Origin of the sequence: Anabaena lutea FACHB-196 (assembly GCF_014698305.1) — a bacterium.
Classification (GTDB): Bacteria; Cyanobacteriota; Cyanobacteriia; order Cyanobacteriales; family Nostocaceae; genus Anabaena; species Anabaena lutea.
The window spans coordinates 93,504-111,791 of the sequence record NZ_JACJST010000020.1 but is presented as its reverse complement, the minus strand read 5'-3'; the positions used below and the strand labels follow the sequence as shown (position 1 = coordinate 111,791).

Here is an 18,288-nt window from a genome sequence, read left to right as displayed (position 1 = left end):
ATTTATTTAACATTAATTTCAGAAAAATATTTTAGCGATGCCTGTTTTTAACTTGGCGATCGCACTTTTTTTGCCCCACCTCACAAAATCGCGTTGCTCCCGTTCGCGGACGGCCTTGGAAGCATCATAATACATTGGTTGCTGTGCCATGCGGACACCATCTATGGGAACGGTGGGGGTTTTTCCTAAAGGTGCGAGGATTTTTTCTTCTATCCAAGCCACGGTTAAAGGTAACAAAGCTGGAACGGATATTTGCGGTGCTTTTAATCCTGTGATGTCGGCTAGTATTTCTAGCAGTTGTTTGAGGCTGAGATTTTGATGTCCGAGAATATAGCGATCGCCCCCTTTTCCTTTTTCTAAAGCCAGCAAGTGTCCTCTAGCCACGTCTCTCACGTCAATAAAGTTCAAACCGGTATCTACATAAGCCGGCATTTGTCGTCGCAAAAACCGCAGGATTATATCCCCTGTGGGTGTGGGTTTAATATCCATAGTTCCAATGGGACTGCTAGGATTAACCACTACAATATCTTGACCTTGTTTTGCAGCCTCCATTGCAACTTGTTCAGCTAGAAACTTGGACTTTTTATAGTCTCCCACCAATTTCTCTACAGGACTCTGATGGGTTTCATCAACCACTTGACCAGATTTCCCGACTCCAATAGCTGCGACTGAACTGGTGTAAACTGTGCGTTCAATCCCCGCTTTTTGGGCTGCTGCTAAGAGATTGCGCGTTCCTTCCACGTTATGACGATAGAGCAAATCGCGGTCTTTTTGCCAGAGGGAATAATGGGCAGCGACATGAAACAGGTAGTTACAACCCTGCATCTGTTTCCAGATCTGCGGATCATTTAAATCACTTTTGACAATATCTACCTCTAAACCGCGTAAATTGCCTAAATTACTGCTGGAACGTACTAAAGCTGTAACGTTGTATCCTGACTCTAAAAGCGATCGCACCACATGAGAACCTACAAATCCTGTACCACCAGTCACAAAAGCCCGCATTCAATCACCTCACACTTCTTTTCGATTTAATTATCAGGTAATTTTTAGGCGCTTGCTGCCGAATGTTTATTTTTTTGCGAATATAAATAGGAAATAACAGATAGATATAACATTATGCCTCAACAATTACCCAATTGCATTCCCACTCCCCCCTGGTGGCAACTTATGAACTGGATTGCAGATCCGATTGGATTCCAGGAAAAATGTCGTCAACAGTATGGAGACATTTTCATCATGCAGCTAAGTGGCATTGGTGCTTCTGTAATGATTGGTAATCCCCAAGCCATCCAAGAAATTTTCACCCAAGATGCTAAATTTGAAATTGGCCGTGCTAATAAACTAGCAGAACCCCTCCTGGGAAAAAATTCTATCATGTTAATGGATGGCGATCGCCATCGCCGAGAACGAAAATTATTAATGCCACCTTTTCATGGAGAAAGGCTACAAACTTACGCCCAAGAAATCTCCTTAATTACCCAAAAAATCACCAGTCAATGGCAAATTAAACAGCCTTTTGTCGCTCGATCTACCATGCAGAAAATTAGTCTAGAAGTCATTTTACAAATTGTCTTCGGATTAAGTGAAGGAGAACGTTATCAACAACTTAAACCCTTACTTACTTCATGGATAGATATGACTGATTCTCCCTTGCGTTCCAGTATGCTATTTTTGAAATTCTTACAAAAAGATTGGGGAGAGTGGACACCTTGGGGACAGATGAAAAGCAAACAAAAAAAGGTTCACGAATTACTCCAAGCAGAAATAGAAGAAAAAAGAAATCATAGCAACGAAAAACAAAGTGACATTCTCAGCTTAATGATGGCTGCAAGAGATGAAAATGGCCAAGCAATGACTGACGAAGAATTAAGAGAGGAATTACTAACACTTTTATTTGCTGGACATGAAACAACTGCCACAACACTAGCCTGGGCTTTTTATCAAATTCACCAAAACTCAGATATTCTCGGAAAATTGCTGGAAGAAATCAATAGTTTAGGAGAAAATCCTGAACCAATGGCAATTGCCCAACTTCCTTATTTAACCGCAGTTTGTAACGAAACTCTGCGAATGTATCCAGTCTTACCAGCTATTTTTCCCCGCATTACCAAATCATCTATGAATATTGCCGGATACGAGTTTGAACCGGAAACAATGTTAATACCAAGTATCTACCTTTTACATTATCAGGAAGACTTATATCCTCAACCTTATCAATTCAAGCCTGAACGCTTTCTAGAAAGACAGTATTCCCCTTCAGAATATATGCCATTTGGTGGTGGTAGTCGGCGTTGTTTGGGATATGCTCTAGCTTTGTTAGAAATAAAATTAGTTTTGGCAACAGTTTTATCAAATTATCAACTAGCCTTAGTGGATAATAAACATATTAAACTCCAAAGACGTGGGTTTGCATTAGCTCCTCAAGGTGGAGTCAAAATGATGATGACTGGAAAACGATAAACACACACTAGCAAAAGCTGATGTAGGGGTAAAGACAAGATACGCGCAAAATTTATCACGACGTAAAGTTTTGTAACAAAATTATTCAAAAGCCTAAATTTAAATTTTCTTCTAGTGCTGGTGGAATCGTATCAAGATCAATCAGATAATCGCCAAACCGCTTAATATGACTGGTTAAATAAGGACTCAAAGCCGCCAAATCTTCTCGCTCCCAGAAAAAACCTTCTTTTTTTAGCTGAAGCAAAACCTCAGTTAAATCAACCACATTATGGAAAATAACAGCATTAGCTACTAAATCACCGTACTTAATCGTCTTCTCTTGCTGTTCAGGGTCATTACTAGCAATCACCCCTTCTCCGCCAAAACAAAACCACTTAGAAAAGCCATTATAAGCTTCGACCTTATTAGTCATTGCTGTAATTTGTTGACGTAACTTTTGGTCAGAGATGAACTGTAATAAAAAAATAGTTCTAATAACTCTGCCTAACTCTCTAAACGCTTGATAAAGTTTATTCTTCCGACTATAGTTTCCCAACTTTCGTAACAACATATCTGAAGAAATTTTGCCTGATTTAATAGAAAGAACCACTCGCAATAAATCTGACCAATGAGTTTTGATAAGTGACCAATTAATTACCCCTTTAAATAGAGAATCAATATGTTGATAAACTGTCTCCTTATCAGGACGATAGAAAACTAAATCTTGCCAATTTCTAATGCGAGGCATAAGTTGAATACCTAACAAATATGATAAAGCAAAAACAGGAGTAGACTGTCCTTGAGTATCAGCATGAATAATCGACGGTTGAATTTCCGATTTATTCTTCAGAAGTCCTTCAATAATATATACAGCTTCCCAAGTTCCACAAGGAATAAAATGACTAAACAGAGCTATATAACTATCAGCAACATGATGATAAGCAATCCCACCATAACCACCATAACGAATATGATATTCCGAAAGTAAATTTTGCTCGTAGAGATCATATTTAGTTCCATCAGCACCAGCAGTCGTCCCGTCTCCCCACAACTTAGTTAAAGGCATCACATTGTAGCGATTGATAATATCAACTAGAGCAGCATTGAGTCCTTTTAAACTAATATGTCTCTGATTCACAAAAGTCAGCATTCTTGACGTAACAACGCCTCTCATGTGACGTGCCGCTTGAGTCGCTCCTAAATTGCATCCATAAGTAAAAGTGGTTAATAAATAGCGTTCTGTAGACCGTTCTAATTTGGAATCAGAACCACTCATTGGACCAAAATGTCGAGTAAAATTTGTCCAATAGTCCACATCTCTAAGAATATCAATTAAATTACGCTCTGGCATTCTTTCAGAAATTACAGCCTCTAAGTTTTTGAGAGAAGCACTCTCACGATTAGCTGATGGACGTTTTAAAACAGGTTCTCCTTGCTCGTTAATAACAACAGATGTATTGTTGGGATAGGCTAAATCTATTTCTGATGCTGTTTGGGTTAATGAATTTTTTAGATTCTCGACAAAATCTTCAGCCTGAGTAGGAAAGCCTAATTGTTGACAGTATGCTTCAACCAATGGTTGACAGTCATTCCAAGAAAGTAATTGTTCTCGATAGTCAGCATAAGCCTCACTGTTAAAGACACAAATATCCCCTGACTTTAGTTCAGCAGCTAGATAAGAAAAGATGCAAATCTCGAAATGGCGACGCATCAATTTAGTGACATCTTTAGACTGAACTATCACTAACTTTTGCCATTGCTGTGAAATAAAAGATAAATCAACTTCCGTTCCTATCCACTCCCCCCGGCGATGGGAATTAGACAGTAAAATTTCAACGGCTTTAACTAATTTATCATCACTACTGGTAGATTCTATTTTCAAGAACTTAAATAATCGAAAGAATGTACTACGATGACTTTTGTAAAACCGCCATAATAAAGGAAAATAATTATTCCCTTGATAAGCATTAATTTCTTCACACTCAGTTAATAGTTGTTCAACTCCTCCCGTCTGTTTGAAAATAGTTTGCAATTGCTCTAATGGTTTTAAATCAGGGGCATCTTCATTGAAAACTACTAGAACATCGGTGAGAACAGATACTAATTTTTCTGTAGTTATCTGCTGCCTTTTTCTGATAGAGTCTAATTCCTCAATAGCCAAATTATGGATTTTTTTCATTTGCTTGAGGAACATTTCTACTAGGTAATCACGAGTCTGCACTTGAGCAGAATAGATGAGGCAAAGAAGTAAGGTTAATTGCTTATTCAGACTAATATCCTTCATCTCCGAAGCAGTAAGAGCTTTAGCTTCAGAGGTAAAATGTTTGATTTTCGCCCTAGTTAGTCCTCGAAGATAGGGAGCAATTTCTCCCAGTGTTTCTAACCAAGTTAAATGGACAATTAAATCATTAAGATGATTTCGACTTGATTTTTGAGGAAGTTTTTTCAGGTCATTATAAGGACTGCGTTCAACTGCTGCATAATTATCTAATAAATCCTTTAATCGCTGGATATATTCAGGATTAAGTTGACTAATTACTTGGGAGAATATCTGTTGATTTACTTCTTTTCTGAGATGATTAACTAAACGGTCTAATGTATTAAAACCAGGGAGTTCATAGCGTTCTTTGACAACCTCTTCAATGGCTACATTGATTAAATCGGCTGGATTATCCATCCTTAATGCTGATTCAGTGATAACTGCTGTGATTAGAGCCTTGCCTTTTTGATTAAAAGGACTTACCTGGAGATAGGAGCGAATCGCTTTTTTGTGACGGGATAAGGTTGATGGATATTGATAGCTAAAACTTCTATCTTCTTGAATATCTAGTACCGTCCGAATATGGTTGATAATAGCGAGAGGGATGTCCGTTATTTTGGGGAAATAGCCTAATCTCTGAAATACTTTGAGTAAAACTAGCAAGTTAAAATAGTTCTCTTCCCCAGCCGTAACTTTTAAGGCAAATGCTATCTCTATCCTCGTGGGAGTGTAAATTTTATCAAGTTCATTGGGGGTATAGTATCGTTTGAATCTGGGATAAGCTGTCCGTTCAATTGATGCCACGAGTGAGAACAAAGATGGTTATTTTCAGTTTACAGGAGTATTGTTATCACTCCCTCGATTCAATCTGTCCAAAAAGATTCAAATCTTTGGGGGGACATCTGTGTGTAGCGAACTGTATGGTGAATGTTCTTATGTCCTAAGTAGTCCTGAATTGCTCTGGTGTCATGGCCTTGTGAAGCAAGATAATAGCCACAAGCATGACGCAGTTGATGGGGATGAACAGATTCCTCAAGTCCGGCTAATTCTCCGGTTCTGGCTATAATGTGACGGATAGTTCTTGTGGACAGGGGAGCTTTGCGCTCGGAGACGAACACATACTGGGTTTGGGGATAATCTCTTTTAATCTGGCGTAATGCCCTCAATTCAGGAGCGCGTAGGGGATGAGTGCTATCATGCCCATGTTTTACTCTTCTTATCTCAATATAGCCGTCGTTCAAATCAATTTGTGACCATTTCAGAGAAACTAACTCTGCGGTGCGTAGCCCATGCCGAAACATCAGTAAAATAATGGCTGCATCTCGAACTCCGTGCCTTCCGAATGAATGCGCCGCTTTGATCATCGCTTCTACTTCTTTTGGACGCAAATATTCCCGCTCTCGCTTTGACGCTACTTTTACAGGGGGAGGAGGGTGAGAAACCATCTTTGCCGAAAAGGGAAGTTGGGGTGGTTGGGTAAGAATGGTTGAAAGCTTTATGATCTGTTTCTCTCTCGATCATACATTGCCTAAATTGAATCCAACTAGGCAATGTTTGAAAGACATGAATACATGACTACTTTACAAAACTTTACGTCGTGATAAATTTTGCGCGTATCTTGTCTTTACCCCAATATCAATTTTTTCCCGCGCACCATAACCACCATAATTACCACTAAAACTCATCCACATTTCAAAATGTGAACCAATATCACAGGTAATTAAAAAGGGAGGTTTACTTGGTAGAAAAGGTGTATAACTTTGAGCTTGATAAAAAGCTTTTTCCATTGCGATATCGTAGGTTTTTGTCCCTCGTTTAGCAGTACCGCGTTTAGCTGCATTTCCCCCTTGTTTAGCTTCAATTAAAAAATGTCCTTCTTTGTAGAAGTCTGCAAAGTTTGTAGTAACTCCATCTTTGTTAAATATCTTGATGTCTTTGTCAAAACAATAGCGATCGCCTGTTATACTTCCCTTGGGTACTGGACGTTCTACAGCCAAAGCATCACAAAGTTCTAAAAAGAAACCCTGATAATTTGCTCTCTCGTTACCCTGCGAACCTTTCCACTTTTTAAGAAATATCTCTACTCGTTGACGATCTTCACTTTTCATGGCAAGCTGGAATATTAATTATTGTCAGAATCAAGATTTACAAGATTTCAGGGTTGACAGGATTTAGCAAAAAACTGAGGTTTTACACAATTCATAAGTTTAAATTATTTTTTCTTAAAAATTTATAAGTTTTTTTGAAAAAAATTTTTGTTTTTTAGGGTTCAGGTCGCTGCCGACGTGCTAATATAGTCATATTAATATAATGGAATATTTGCAAAATTTTTATTGAGGCACGCATTTCCATTATCAATATATCAGTTCTTGAAAAAAAAGTCAACGGGGTTAGACCCCAAAAAACGAAATTTTTTTTGAATTTTGCAATTTTATTGAAACTTTAAAACGTCGGAAATAGGATTCAGACAAAAAGAATCATACTATAAACAAACATCCTGTAAATCCTCAAATCCTGGACATCCTGATGCTGACAAAAAATTATGAGATCCCCGACTTCTTTAAAAAATAGGGGATCTCAAACTGTCACCTGTTAAGAGTCACCTTCTTTCTGGGAAACCAATCATCTAAAATTGCATAGACAACAGGAACAACAATTAAACTGAGAATAGTAGAAGTTACTAAACCACCGGCAATAGCTACAGCCATAGGCGATCGCAACTCTGAACCTGCACCAAAACCCAAAGCAATAGGTAACATCCCTAAAAGAGTAGAGACAGTAGTCATCATAATTGGTCTGAGTCTGACAGGCCCAGCTTTGAGAATAGCTTCCGTACGTTCCAAACCTGATTGACGTAGCTGATTAATGTAATCTACCAAAACAATAGCGTTTTTATTTGCCAGTCCCAGCAAGAACACAAAACCAATCAGCGAAATCATCCCAAAATCACTCTTAGTCAAGAGCAATGATAACATTGCCCCCACCACAGCTAAAGGTAAAGAAACGCCAATTACTAAAGGATCTACCCAGCTTTTAAACAGTAAAATCAACACAACAATGATACACAAAGCCGATAAAATCAAAGTTGAAATAAAACTACCAAAAACTTCATTTTGTCGGGCAGAATCTCCACCTAAACCTAAAGTGATATCAGCAGGTAAAACCTCTTTCGCTTCCGCAACAATTTTATCTGTAGCATCACCCAAAGTTAAACCCTGACCCAAATTAGCACTGATATATGCAACCCGTTCCTGGTTCAGTCGTTCAATTTGAAAAACCTGATCGGCGTTATTTGTGTCCCCTGTAACTGTGACATCTGCAAATCCTGGGATTTTGGTAATGCGGTCTTTAATAGTCGTAGCAGCCTGATTTAAAGCTTTGAGATCATTACCGCGAAGTGCTACCTGTAAAGGTTTTTCTCCACCAGTATCCACAAATTGAATATCTTCCACACTGGTAGTTACACCAGGGAGTTGAGGCAAAGTTTGGCGTAATTGGTCTTGTAATTCTGCTGTTTTAATCGTGCGGTCTTTTTTCAATTTGACATAGAGAGTTCCCTTATTTGGTTCACCCCCACGAGAACCGACAGTAGTAAAAACAGTTTCCACATCTGGGAATTTTCTCACCTCTGCTTCTAATTTTTTCGCCACCTCTAACGAGTCATTAAGAGGATTGGGAATAGGAATTGAGGATTGGGAATTGGGAACTGGAGATTGGGGACTGGGGACTGGGAAGTTATTTCCCCCCTGCTCCTCCGCAATTGCTCCACTTGGGCAAAGCCCAAGACCGCATTGCTCTCTGCTCCCTGCTACCCTGCTTCTTAACTGCTGTAATGCAGCTAAATCGGGTATTTTCGGCAAAGGTGCAGTGTAAGTAATATTAAATTCACCCCGATCTAATTTGGGAATAAAACCCTTGGGAATAAAGGGAATTAGGGCAATTCCAGCAATAAAACTGAGTATGGCTAAGGCAATAACTATTTTGCGGTGGTTCAAAGACCAAGAAAGTAAATTTCGATAAGCTTCGGTAAAATAGACCCCAATTTTATTTTCTCTGCGTTGGGAAGTTTTCTTAGCTGGTTTGAGCCAGTAAATAGATAACACCGGTGATAAAGTCCGAGCCACCAATGTAGAAGCAATATAAGAAGCGGAAACCGTGATTCCGAATGGCTCAAAAAACTGTCCAACTACTCCACCCATCAAACCAATAGGTAAGAATACGGCTACGGCTGTGGCAGTTGTGGCGACGACTGTTAAACCAATTTCATCGGTAGCTAAGTGTGCAGCTTCGCGGGGACTTTGTCCTTCTTCGATGTGCCGCAAGATGTTTTCTACATCAATAATGGCATCATCAATGACACTACCAATCACTAAAGCCAAAGCTAACAACGTAATTGTTTCGAGGTTGAAGCCGAAAAAGGCCATGACAATAAACGTCGCCAACAAAGATGTGGGAATTGCCAAAGCAGAAATCAAAGTGGCTCGCCAATTCCATAAAAATGGAAAAATTACCACAACTGCCAAGATGATGGCTTCTATCAACGCATCTATGGTTGATTTGGTAGCTTGGCGGATATATTCTGCTTGGGTAGCCGCTAGGGTGAGTTTGACATCTTTTAGGGTAGAACGCAGGTTTTGTACTTCCTGTTCAACTCGACTGACTACTTCTAAGGTGTTAGCATCACCACGCTTGATGACTTGAAATGCTAGTACATCTTGACCATTAAATCTGACTAAATTTGCTCCTCCTGTTAAAGCCGCCGTGGCATTGGTAGGATTGAGAGGAGGCGATTTTGGAGGAGCGCCTAAAAGTGAGACTTTGAGAACTCCTGGCAATTTAGCGATCGCAGGTAAAATTTTCTCATTGGCTAATTTTTGCAAATCACCTAAATTTCCTGACTGACTCTCAATGGCATAGCTAATCACTGATGACTCATTCAGGTTTAAAGGAATAATCTTATAATTAGCTCCTGCCGGTAGTTTTAACTCCTTCAGGGCGCTTTTCGTTTCTTGAGTAGAAGTTTCTAAATTTGTACCCACTGCAAACAACAGGCTTACAGCACTTTGTCCCGGATAAGTTGAGGAACGAATATTTTCAATTCCTTCCAGAGACTTGAGGCTTTCTTCCAGTGGTTTTGTTAACTTGGTTTCTGTCTCTAAAGCCGAAGTTAGAGGTGCTTGAGCATTTACCACAACCACCGGAAAAGTAATATCTGGAAACAAAGCGTACTTTAGAGAACCGAAAGCGAGAATACCCGCTACTGTCACCGCTATCCAAAAACAAACCGTCAACCACGAAAATTTAATTGCCCATCTGGAGATATTAAAAACTTCGCGTGCGGATTTTGAGTTATTAGTCTGTACCATCTTGGAAAATCAATCATTCTGCCGCTGACACAATCATTTAGTCATGCTACATTAATGACCCACATTTTGGTCAGTTTTCCCAATGGCTACATCCTAGGGTTGTGGATGAAGGTTTCTGACCCCCCATATCTATAAATTGAATATCTTCTACACTTGTAGTAACACCAGGCAGATTAGGCAAATTAGAGCGAAGTTGGTCTTGCAGTGCCGACGTTATAATTATTCGTTCTTTTTTCAGCTTGATATACAACGTATCTGATTCGGCTCACCTTCACGAGAAGCCGCAGCAGTAAATGCAGTTTCTACTGTAGACACTTTCTCACGATGGCTTCCAGTTTCTTAGCGACATCCCGCGAATCATTTAACGGATTGGGAATAGGAATTGAAGATGATGAAGCAGCTAAAGCGGCTCAAGCCACAGCAGAAGAGGAATTACTTTGGTCTTTTATGTTCGTTCCTCCTTGTCCCGGTAGCCTTCCTGGTTCTGCTAGTTGTCCTGGTTCTGCTTGCGCCAATAGTTGGGGATCAGGAACACTAGGCAAGGAACTGAATTAGAACACCAGCTACGGTTATGCTACTATAATTAATTGCCCAAAGTTTAAAACTTTTTAATGTAGTGCTTATGCACACAATTTTAGTCCCACAGGGTGCAGAATACAAAGCTGTATGTCGTGGTTTAAGTCGCGTCACCAGTTCCCAACCACAAGTCTTAGCAATTCCCGTGGGTATGCAGCCACTGCGACAATATTTAGAAAAAATTCCCCATGATCGAGAAAATCGAGTGCTGATGATGGGTTTGTGTGGCAGTTTAAATCAGCGTTACACCGTTGGAGATATTGTTTTATATCAAAAATGCCTTTTTCAAGAAAATCTGCAAGAGTGCGATCGCTCCTTCACCGCAGATATACATAACCAAATTGGGGATCATGTGTCTTTTGTCAAAGGCTTAACAAGCGATCGCGTGATTTGGTCAGCGGCAGAAAAGCGTGATTTGGGTAAAATATCAGAAGCTGATGTCGTAGATATGGAAGGATTTACAGCCTTGGAATTTTTCCAGCAAATTGGGGTATCTGTGGCCATACTGCGTGTAGTTAGTGATGATGCTAATCACGATATACCTAATCTGACATCAGCTATTAGTCCTAACGGTTCATTGCAAGTTTTACCTCTAGCTTGGCAGCTACTGCGTCAACCTATAGCCGCTACTCGACTCATTCGTGGATCTTTGAAAGGACTCAAAGTTTTAACGCAAATCACTCAATTACTGTTTGCTGATTCAGCCCTAAGGGGGTGACGCGATGGGGAGATGCGGAGATGGGGAGATGGGGGGACGCGGGGAGATGAGGAAAATTAAGAATTCCCTGTTACCTGTTACCTGTTACCTGTTTACGAATTACGAATTACGAATTACGGATAAACTCTGCCTTTCCAAGCACCACCTCGCCCTTGCCAGTGACGGATAGCGGAATCTACGGTCATTAAGGTATAGAAAAGGGCAATTATTGGTAAGCTAAAGGCGAACCACGGGATACATTTATAAAAGCGGATAATTGGGAAATAAGCAAAAGTCATCAATAAATATACTGTTAAGGCGGTGAGGGTAATAGCCCAATTGCCTAATACTAAACCACAGATAATTCCTAGAGGTGGCAATAAATAGACTAAAATCATTCCCAACACACTGCCAATGAGCAGAAAGGGAGAATAATTGAGTTGAGTATAGGCACTACGGGCTACCATATCCCAAATCGTTTTCAGGGAATCATAAGGGCGTAAGCTGTGAGTTACAGCACTCAATCCTAGCCAAATGCGTCCTTGACTAGATTTAACGGCTTTTGCTAAAGAACAATCATCAATTAAGGCTTGGCGAATTATTTGCAAACCTCCAATTCTGTTTAAAGCTTCTGGACGAATTAATATACATCCTCCAGCAGCTGCTGCGATCGCTTTTTTGGAGTTATTTACCCAGCGAAATGGGTAGAGTTTTTGGAAGAAAAAGACAAAAGCAGGAATTAACAATTGTTCCCAAAAGCTTTGACAACGCAGTCGCACCATGACAGATACTAAGTCTAAGTTGTCTTCTTCGGCTTTGGTAATTAATCGCCGCAGGTTGCTGGGATCATGTTCTATATCTGCATCAGTAAGTAAAAAATAATCGGGTAATTGTAGGGATGTTTCCTGAAACGTCTTTATAGCTGCTTGTACACCTTGTTCCATAGCCCAGAGTTTACCAGTCCAACCAGGAGGTAAATCTTGACTAGAGACAATATGCAATTGCTGGGATTTGTTGACGGCATAGGCTACTCCTTGGGCAAAGTTGGCTGTACCATCTGTACTGTGATCATCTACCAAAAATATCTGGAAATTACCAGCATAGTCTTGGAGGAGGAGCGATCGCAAACTAATCGGGATGACATCAGCTTCATTCCGCGCTGGAATTACCACACACACCGTCGGTAAGGATTGTTGTGTAGAAATATCTTTACTCGTTTCCAATTGCTGATCTACCCGCCAAAACTGCCCCCAAAACAACAGTAAAAATAACCAAATTGCCAAGGATAAAAGCATCAACCCCAATACAATTGCCGCCATGACCTATTATTCTCAGTGACTCAGACAGAATACTACAGGAATAGGGAACAGGGAATTCTTAATTTTCCCCATCTCCCCATCTCCCCATCTCCCCATCTCCCCATCTCCCCATCTCCCCATCTCCCCATCTCCCCATCTCCCCATCTCCCCATCTCCCCATCTCCGTGTCAGCCCAACCGGATACGATATTATTAAGTATTGGTGCTGAGGCGAGTATTTGATGTATACACAAGACAGGGTGAAAGTCAAGCAAGTTACTGAAGCGATAGCAGCGAGTCAAAAACATCTGCTTTCAATTCAAAATCCAGATGGTTACTGGTGGGCGGAGTTAGAATCTAATGTTACCATTACCTCTGAAACTGTTCTGCTGCATAAGATTTGGGGAACAGACAAAACTAGACCGTTACACAAAGTTGAATCATATCTGCGATCGCAACAACGAGAACATGGCGGTTGGGAACTATTTTATGGTGATGGTGGAGAACTGAGTACAACCGTAGAAGCTTATATGGCGTTGAGGTTGTTAGGTGTACCCGCAAATGATCCCGCAATGGTGAAAGCGAAATCACTGATTCTAGAAAAAGGTGGAATCAGCAAAACTCGCATTTTTACCAAGTTACATTTGGCATTAATTGGCTGTTACAATTGGCGCGGACTTCCTTCTTTACCATCTTGGGTAATGCTGTTACCCAATAATTTCCCATTTAATATTTATGAACTTTCAAGTTGGGCGCGTTCTAGTACCGTACCATTATTAATTGTCTTTGATCGTAAACCTATCTTTAAAATTGACAACCCGATCAATTTAGATGAATTATATACAGAAGGAGTGAATAATGTCAAATGGGAATTACCAAAAAATGGTGATTGGTCGGATATATTCAACATCTTGGATGATGGTTTTAAATTAGCAGAAATTTTAAACTTTGTACCTTTTAGAAATGAAGGAATTAAAGCCGCAGAAAAATGGATTTTAGAACGTCAAGAAGCTACAGGAGATTGGGGAGGAATTATTCCCGCTATGTTGAATTCTCTGTTAGCTTTAAAATGTTTAGACTACGATGCTAACGACCCGATTGTATATCGAGGTTTAAAAGCAGTTGATAATTTTGCCATTGAAACAGAAAATAATTACTGCGTTCAGCCTTGTGTTTCACCTGTATGGGATACAGCTTGGGCGATTCGCGCCTTAATTGATTCTGGAGTTTCACCAGATAATTCTGCGGTGGTGAAAGCTGGAGAATGGTTAATAGAAAAACAAATTTTAGATTATGGTGATTGGTCTGTCAAAAATCACCAAGGAAAACCTGGCGCGTGGGCGTTTGAATTTGACAATCGCTTCTATCCCGATGTTGATGATTCGGCTGTGGTAGTCATGGCTTTACATCAGGCAAAATTACCAAATGAAGAACTAAAAAAACAAGCTATTAATCGGGCTTTAAATTGGATAGCATCAATGCAATGTCAACCAGGAGGGTGGGCGGCTTTTGATGTAGATAATAATCAAGACTGGCTCAATTCTGTACCTTATGGTGATTTGAAAGCCATGATTGATCCCAATACAGCAGATGTCACTGCTAGAGTATTAGAAATGTTGGGCGCTTGTAATTTATCAATTAAACCAGATAACTTAGAAAAGTCCCTAACTTATCTATTAGATGAACAAGAACCCGAAGGTTGTTGGTTTGGACGTTGGGGAGTAAATTACATTTATGGAACCAGTGGCGTTTTATCAGCTTTAGCTTTGATAAATCCTCAAAAATATGAAGTCAATATAGAAAAAGGTGCAGCTTGGTTAGTCAAAGTTCAAAATAATGATGGTGGTTGGGGGGAAACTTGTTTTAGTTACAACGATTCCCAACTCAAAGGAAAAGGAGACAGCACAGCTTCCCAAACAGCTTGGGCGTTAATTGGTTTAATAGCAGCAGGTGAAGCAACGGGTAAATTAGCTACTGATAGCCTTGAAAAAGGAATTAACTACCTATTAACAACTCAAAAATCTGATGGTACTTGGGATGAATCATACTTTACAGGAACGGGTTTTCCTTGTCATTTTTATTTGAAGTATCACCTCTATCAACAGTATTTTCCTTTAATTGCATTGGGGCGATATCAAGCAATTATGGGTTAACTTTTAAGAAATAGAGTTAACAGGTGACAGAAAGAAGGAAAACTGTAGAGATGTTTCATCAATCAAACGTCTTTACATTTCCCTTCTTCTCATTGATTCATAAAACTGCTTTTGATAAATACAAAATCCTGTTAATCCTGATATGGCTACGCCAAGCTACGCTATCAGATAATTAATTCTACAATCAACCTATAATTACTTGATGCCATATCAATATAAGATAAGAACTGTAGGTTGGGTTAAGCGACAGCGCAACCCAACAAAAGTTTTGATGATCAGGTTTAATAATGTTGGGTTTCTTTGCGTCAACCCAACGGAACTGAATTGGGGATAAAACTAGTTAATAATCCATTCATACTACCTAAAAAATTGTTCACGTCAAAAAAGTTTGATAAGCTGCTGCTCAAAACATCAGGAATTGTATTGGGGTTGCCAGTAGCAGAGTTTATACAGCTACCAGAATCAGTACCACCCACTATAATTTCTTGTTGTTCAACAGGTACATTGGTGAATAATAGATTAGACATTGTAGAAGTATCCTTACTTTTATTAGAACTGCTAAAGCCGCGTTTAATTTAAATAGTAGAAAAACTAATAACAGTAAGTCAATACGATATGCAACTAGAAGCAACACAGTTTTATATAATCATACATACTCTCAAAACTTAGCTATTATTTAGACAGGGATTTTCATCGAGCGAGATATAGTTTCAGTCTTGGTAAGCTCAGATATAGCAGAGGAGAGTATTTTTAAAGTCATACCAATTAAATAACCAGTACGGTAGAGTCTTAAATATAAAACCTCTCTCCTAGTAGGGAATTGGTTGGATTTTAGATCTATCTAAAGTTTAATTACGCCATACTACTTCAAATTATTCGTAATTAATGGTTGTAATGGAGATTTAAACCCCCAGCAGCAGTGAGAACCTCATAATTTGTAATTAAACTCACATTGTAAAACTTTCTCTTCCAAAGAATTAAGGCTTTTCAAGGTCTCTATTTTTATTTCTATAAGTAAGTAGTAGATTATAAAAACCCTATAAAAAGATAGATTTGTAATTTACAAACTAGCATATTTAAACCAGTCGCAAGACAGATGAAGCTAAATATAAATAAACGTAAACTAATTAATAAGAAGCAAAGGGCGTAAGGATTTAAGGGTGCAAATGCCCCAATCATCACAACCGCAACCACAGAGTAAAAAGCATAGTGTTTACTCTGTGTTTATCTCTTAGTTAATTTGGTTTTTAATTCAGTTAGTAATTGCTAAGTGGGTAAGAAGATTATTTAAATCCTTTGTTTCTCAGTCAAAAGTCACCTTTTCCCTAACGAGCAACTTACGTCATTTACATGATTAGTTTTTATCAACGGAGGTAAAAAATGGAATACACAGAGTTTATTACTCATGTACAAAGTCTAACCCAATCTAATTCTCGTGAAGAGGCTGAACGCGCTACTCATGCTACATTAGCAACCATTAAGGAACTTATTCCTAATGATGAAGTACAAGAATTAGCTGCACAACTACCAGAAGTATTAGGTCAATATTTACGAGAGAGAGAGATAGAAGCGAATCAATCATTTCATTTGCAAGAATTTATTGAGCGTGCAAGTCAAAAAGAAAATATAGACCCCACTACCAGTGCTATTCATGTACGTGCGGTTTTTGCAGTGCTACAAAATGCTATTACACCAGAAAAGTTCCTGAAATTTCATAGTTTTTTCTCACATGATTACGAAGAATTATTTGCTATTTAAGTATAGATAGCACTATCTTTTTGGTATTCACTAACAATTTTTCAACTCATCTTTACAAATAACCAGGAGTAAATCCATGACACACAATAATAATTCGAGTAATTCTGGTAATAAGAAAGTCGCTATTCTCATTGAACAAGGAGTAGAAGATCTAGAATTTATAGTTCCTTATAATGGATTAAAACAAGCAGGAATTGAGGTAGTAGTCCTTGGTTCTCGGATGAATGAAAAATATAAAGGTAAACGCGGAAAACTGAGCAAACAAGCTGATGCAACCACAACAGAAGCTATAGTTGATGAATTCGCGGCGGTAGTAATTCCTGGTGGTATGGCTCCTGATAAAATGCGGCTTAATTGTAATACAGTTTGCTTTGTTAGAGAGGCAATGAAGCAAGGTAAATTGATAGCTGCTGTATGTCATGGACCACAAGTTTTAATTGAAGGTGATTTACTCAAAGGTAAACAAGTAACAGGATTTACTGCTATTCGTAAAGACATCAGCAATGCTGGAGCAAATTATATAGATGAGCCAGTAGTTGTAGACGGTAATTTAATTACATCTCGTGAACCTGGTGACTTGGCAATTTTTACAACAGCACTATTAAATCGTTTGAGTTATGGTGGGAAAGATGCTGGATTACCTAATGAAAAAGACACAAGTGCTGAATGGTGGAAATTAGCTGATGCTTGGGGTGGTTCAACAAAGAATGAAATTCTGAAAGGTTTGAATACGGCTTTAGCTGGTGAACGTTATTCGATGGAAGCTTTAGAACATTATTTAGAAAAAGAATCTGATCAGGAAGTAAGCGCTCTGTTTCAGGAAATGATTTTGAAAAAACAGCACCACATTAAAAAGCTGGAAACTTATCTAAATAGATTGCACGAAAAACCATCTTTGGCTGCTAATATTGCTAATCAATATGCCCAATTTAAAACAGCGTTAACTGGTAGTGATGATATCTATCAAATACGTTGTGCATTGGGTGACATCCAAACAGGTATTGGTGATCTTAGCAATTTGTCGGCAATGTATACTGACCCCGTAGCCACAGCAATTTTTAAAGAAATTCACAATGATTTAGGTAAAGATGAACAGCGATTAATAGAACTTTATCGGGCGCGGATTGCTGCTGGTATTAAGCCTCCTACACCAACTTCTGGGGCGGCTGTTACTCTAGGTTAGATTTGAAATTTTGGATAGTAATAGAAACATCCAATATTTTGTATTTTGATCGATCTGCGGTCAAGTTAAACGTTGAGTCAAAATATCATAGATTTGAGGTTTTTTATGCATCAGGTTTTGAATTTTCTACAAAAAATAGTTTTCCGTTCGATTGTGATAATTTCTCTGATGGCTTTTACTTTTTTCGGTTTCCCTGCTTTGAATTATAGTAATTCTCTGGCGCAAGCAGATACTGTGAAAACTCCAGAAGGTATCTATTACAAAGGTACTCCCGACACGGGAAAAATTAGAAATGACAAGCAAGTAGAAACCGCTCCGAAAAAACTGAAAGAGACGGCTGAAAACATCAAAGAAAAACTAAATCTTGATGAACCAGTTCCTGACGCAACAAAAGAGTTTTTAGAGGATGTGCAAACAAATGTTAAAAAAACTGTAGAGCCAATTACGGGTACTCGACGCGGTTTTTATCAAGAAACTATTCCCGAAAAATCAAAATAACAATAAGTAGCTAACAACTTATTTGCATATTTCTGAATTCACATTTGATAATTGTGGC

Annotated in this window: 14 protein-coding genes and 1 pseudogene; 7 read left to right on the top strand and 8 right to left on the bottom strand. The window is 38.9% G+C overall.

All coding sequences use genetic code 11. The features are described from left to right. Positions 1 to 18 precede the first annotated feature (18 nt). Complete coding sequence (gene hpnA / locus H6G59_RS19805; RefSeq protein ID WP_242038924.1) at positions 19 to 1,005, bottom strand: hopanoid-associated sugar epimerase; 987 nt, start codon at positions 1,003 to 1,005, stop codon at positions 19 to 21. Positions 1,006 to 1,119: 114 nt separating this feature from the next. Here hpnA and H6G59_RS19800 point away from each other — a divergent pair, with 114 nt between their 5' ends. Beyond that, positions 1,120 to 2,463 carry a cytochrome P450 gene (locus H6G59_RS19800; RefSeq protein ID WP_190717474.1) on the top strand — a complete coding sequence of 448 codons (1,344 nt, stop codon included), beginning with the start codon at positions 1,120 to 1,122 and terminating at the stop codon, positions 2,461 to 2,463. A gap of 85 nt (positions 2,464 to 2,548) precedes the next feature. Here H6G59_RS19800 and H6G59_RS19795 read toward each other — a convergent pair whose 3' ends face one another. The 5 genes and pseudogenes from H6G59_RS19795 to H6G59_RS27425 form a co-directional block, all read right to left on the bottom strand. Continuing rightward, the gene (locus H6G59_RS19795; protein WP_190717472.1) at positions 2,549 to 5,506 is read right to left on the bottom strand and encodes a Tn3 family transposase; all 2,958 of its coding nucleotides are present in this window, start codon (positions 5,504 to 5,506) and stop codon (positions 2,549 to 2,551) included. Between the two features lie 59 nt (positions 5,507 to 5,565). Next, on the bottom strand, positions 5,566 to 6,147 hold the full coding sequence (locus H6G59_RS19790) for a tyrosine-type recombinase/integrase (RefSeq protein ID WP_190717470.1): 582 nt from the start codon (positions 6,145 to 6,147) through the stop codon (positions 5,566 to 5,568). A 135-nt stretch (positions 6,148 to 6,282) separates the two neighbouring features. Beyond that, entirely contained in the window at positions 6,283 to 6,810 is a 528-nt protein-coding gene (locus tag H6G59_RS19785) for a type IIL restriction-modification enzyme MmeI (protein WP_190717468.1), read from the bottom strand. A gap of 477 nt (positions 6,811 to 7,287) precedes the next feature. Next, entirely contained in the window at positions 7,288 to 10,068 is a 2,781-nt protein-coding gene (locus H6G59_RS19780) for an efflux RND transporter permease subunit (RefSeq protein ID WP_190717466.1), read from the bottom strand. A gap of 94 nt (positions 10,069 to 10,162) precedes the next feature. Beyond that, a pseudogene (locus H6G59_RS27425) lies at positions 10,163 to 10,451 on the bottom strand (efflux RND transporter permease subunit); the annotation flags it as partial. Between H6G59_RS27425 and H6G59_RS19775 the strand changes: the two are divergent. After that, positions 10,393 to 10,623 (top strand): hypothetical protein, encoded by a 231-nt coding sequence (locus tag H6G59_RS19775; RefSeq protein ID WP_190717463.1) that lies wholly within the window; start codon positions 10,393 to 10,395, stop codon positions 10,621 to 10,623. The pseudogene H6G59_RS27425 and the gene H6G59_RS19775 overlap by 59 nt on opposite strands. 67 nt (positions 10,624 to 10,690) lie before the next feature. Continuing rightward, positions 10,691 to 11,362 carry a 5'-methylthioadenosine/S-adenosylhomocysteine nucleosidase family protein gene (locus H6G59_RS19770; protein WP_190717461.1) on the top strand — a complete coding sequence of 224 codons (672 nt, stop codon included), beginning with the start codon at positions 10,691 to 10,693 and terminating at the stop codon, positions 11,360 to 11,362. A 113-nt stretch (positions 11,363 to 11,475) separates the two neighbouring features. On the opposite strand, the gene H6G59_RS19765 is transcribed toward H6G59_RS19770, so the two are convergent. Beyond that, positions 11,476 to 12,660, bottom strand: coding sequence for a glycosyltransferase (locus H6G59_RS19765; RefSeq protein ID WP_190717459.1), 1,185 nt, complete (start codon positions 12,658 to 12,660; stop codon positions 11,476 to 11,478). A gap of 220 nt (positions 12,661 to 12,880) precedes the next feature. Here H6G59_RS19765 and shc point away from each other — a divergent pair, with 220 nt between their 5' ends. Then, on the top strand, positions 12,881 to 14,791 hold the full coding sequence (gene shc, locus H6G59_RS19760; RefSeq protein WP_190717457.1) for a squalene--hopene cyclase: 1,911 nt from the start codon (positions 12,881 to 12,883) through the stop codon (positions 14,789 to 14,791). Between the two features lie 305 nt (positions 14,792 to 15,096). Here shc and H6G59_RS19755 read toward each other — a convergent pair whose 3' ends face one another. Next, positions 15,097 to 15,318, bottom strand: a complete 222-nt coding sequence (locus tag H6G59_RS19755) for a hypothetical protein (RefSeq protein ID WP_190717455.1) — start codon at positions 15,316 to 15,318, stop codon at positions 15,097 to 15,099. Positions 15,319 to 16,171: 853 nt separating this feature from the next. On the opposite strand from H6G59_RS19755, the gene H6G59_RS19750 reads away from it, so the two are divergent. The 3 genes from H6G59_RS19750 to H6G59_RS19740 all read left to right on the top strand — a co-directional run bounded on the left by H6G59_RS19750 (position 16,172) and on the right by H6G59_RS19740 (position 18,230). Beyond that, positions 16,172 to 16,549: a DUF2267 domain-containing protein gene (locus H6G59_RS19750; protein WP_190717453.1), complete on the top strand. Its 378-nt coding sequence runs from the start codon at positions 16,172 to 16,174 to the stop codon at positions 16,547 to 16,549. Between the two features lie 76 nt (positions 16,550 to 16,625). Then, the gene (locus H6G59_RS19745; RefSeq protein WP_190717451.1) at positions 16,626 to 17,732 is read left to right on the top strand and encodes a DJ-1/PfpI/YhbO family deglycase/protease; all 1,107 of its coding nucleotides are present in this window, start codon (positions 16,626 to 16,628) and stop codon (positions 17,730 to 17,732) included. A gap of 105 nt (positions 17,733 to 17,837) precedes the next feature. Next, entirely contained in the window at positions 17,838 to 18,230 is a 393-nt protein-coding gene (locus H6G59_RS19740) for a hypothetical protein (protein WP_190717449.1), read from the top strand. The last annotated feature ends 58 nt before the right edge of the window (positions 18,231 to 18,288 follow it).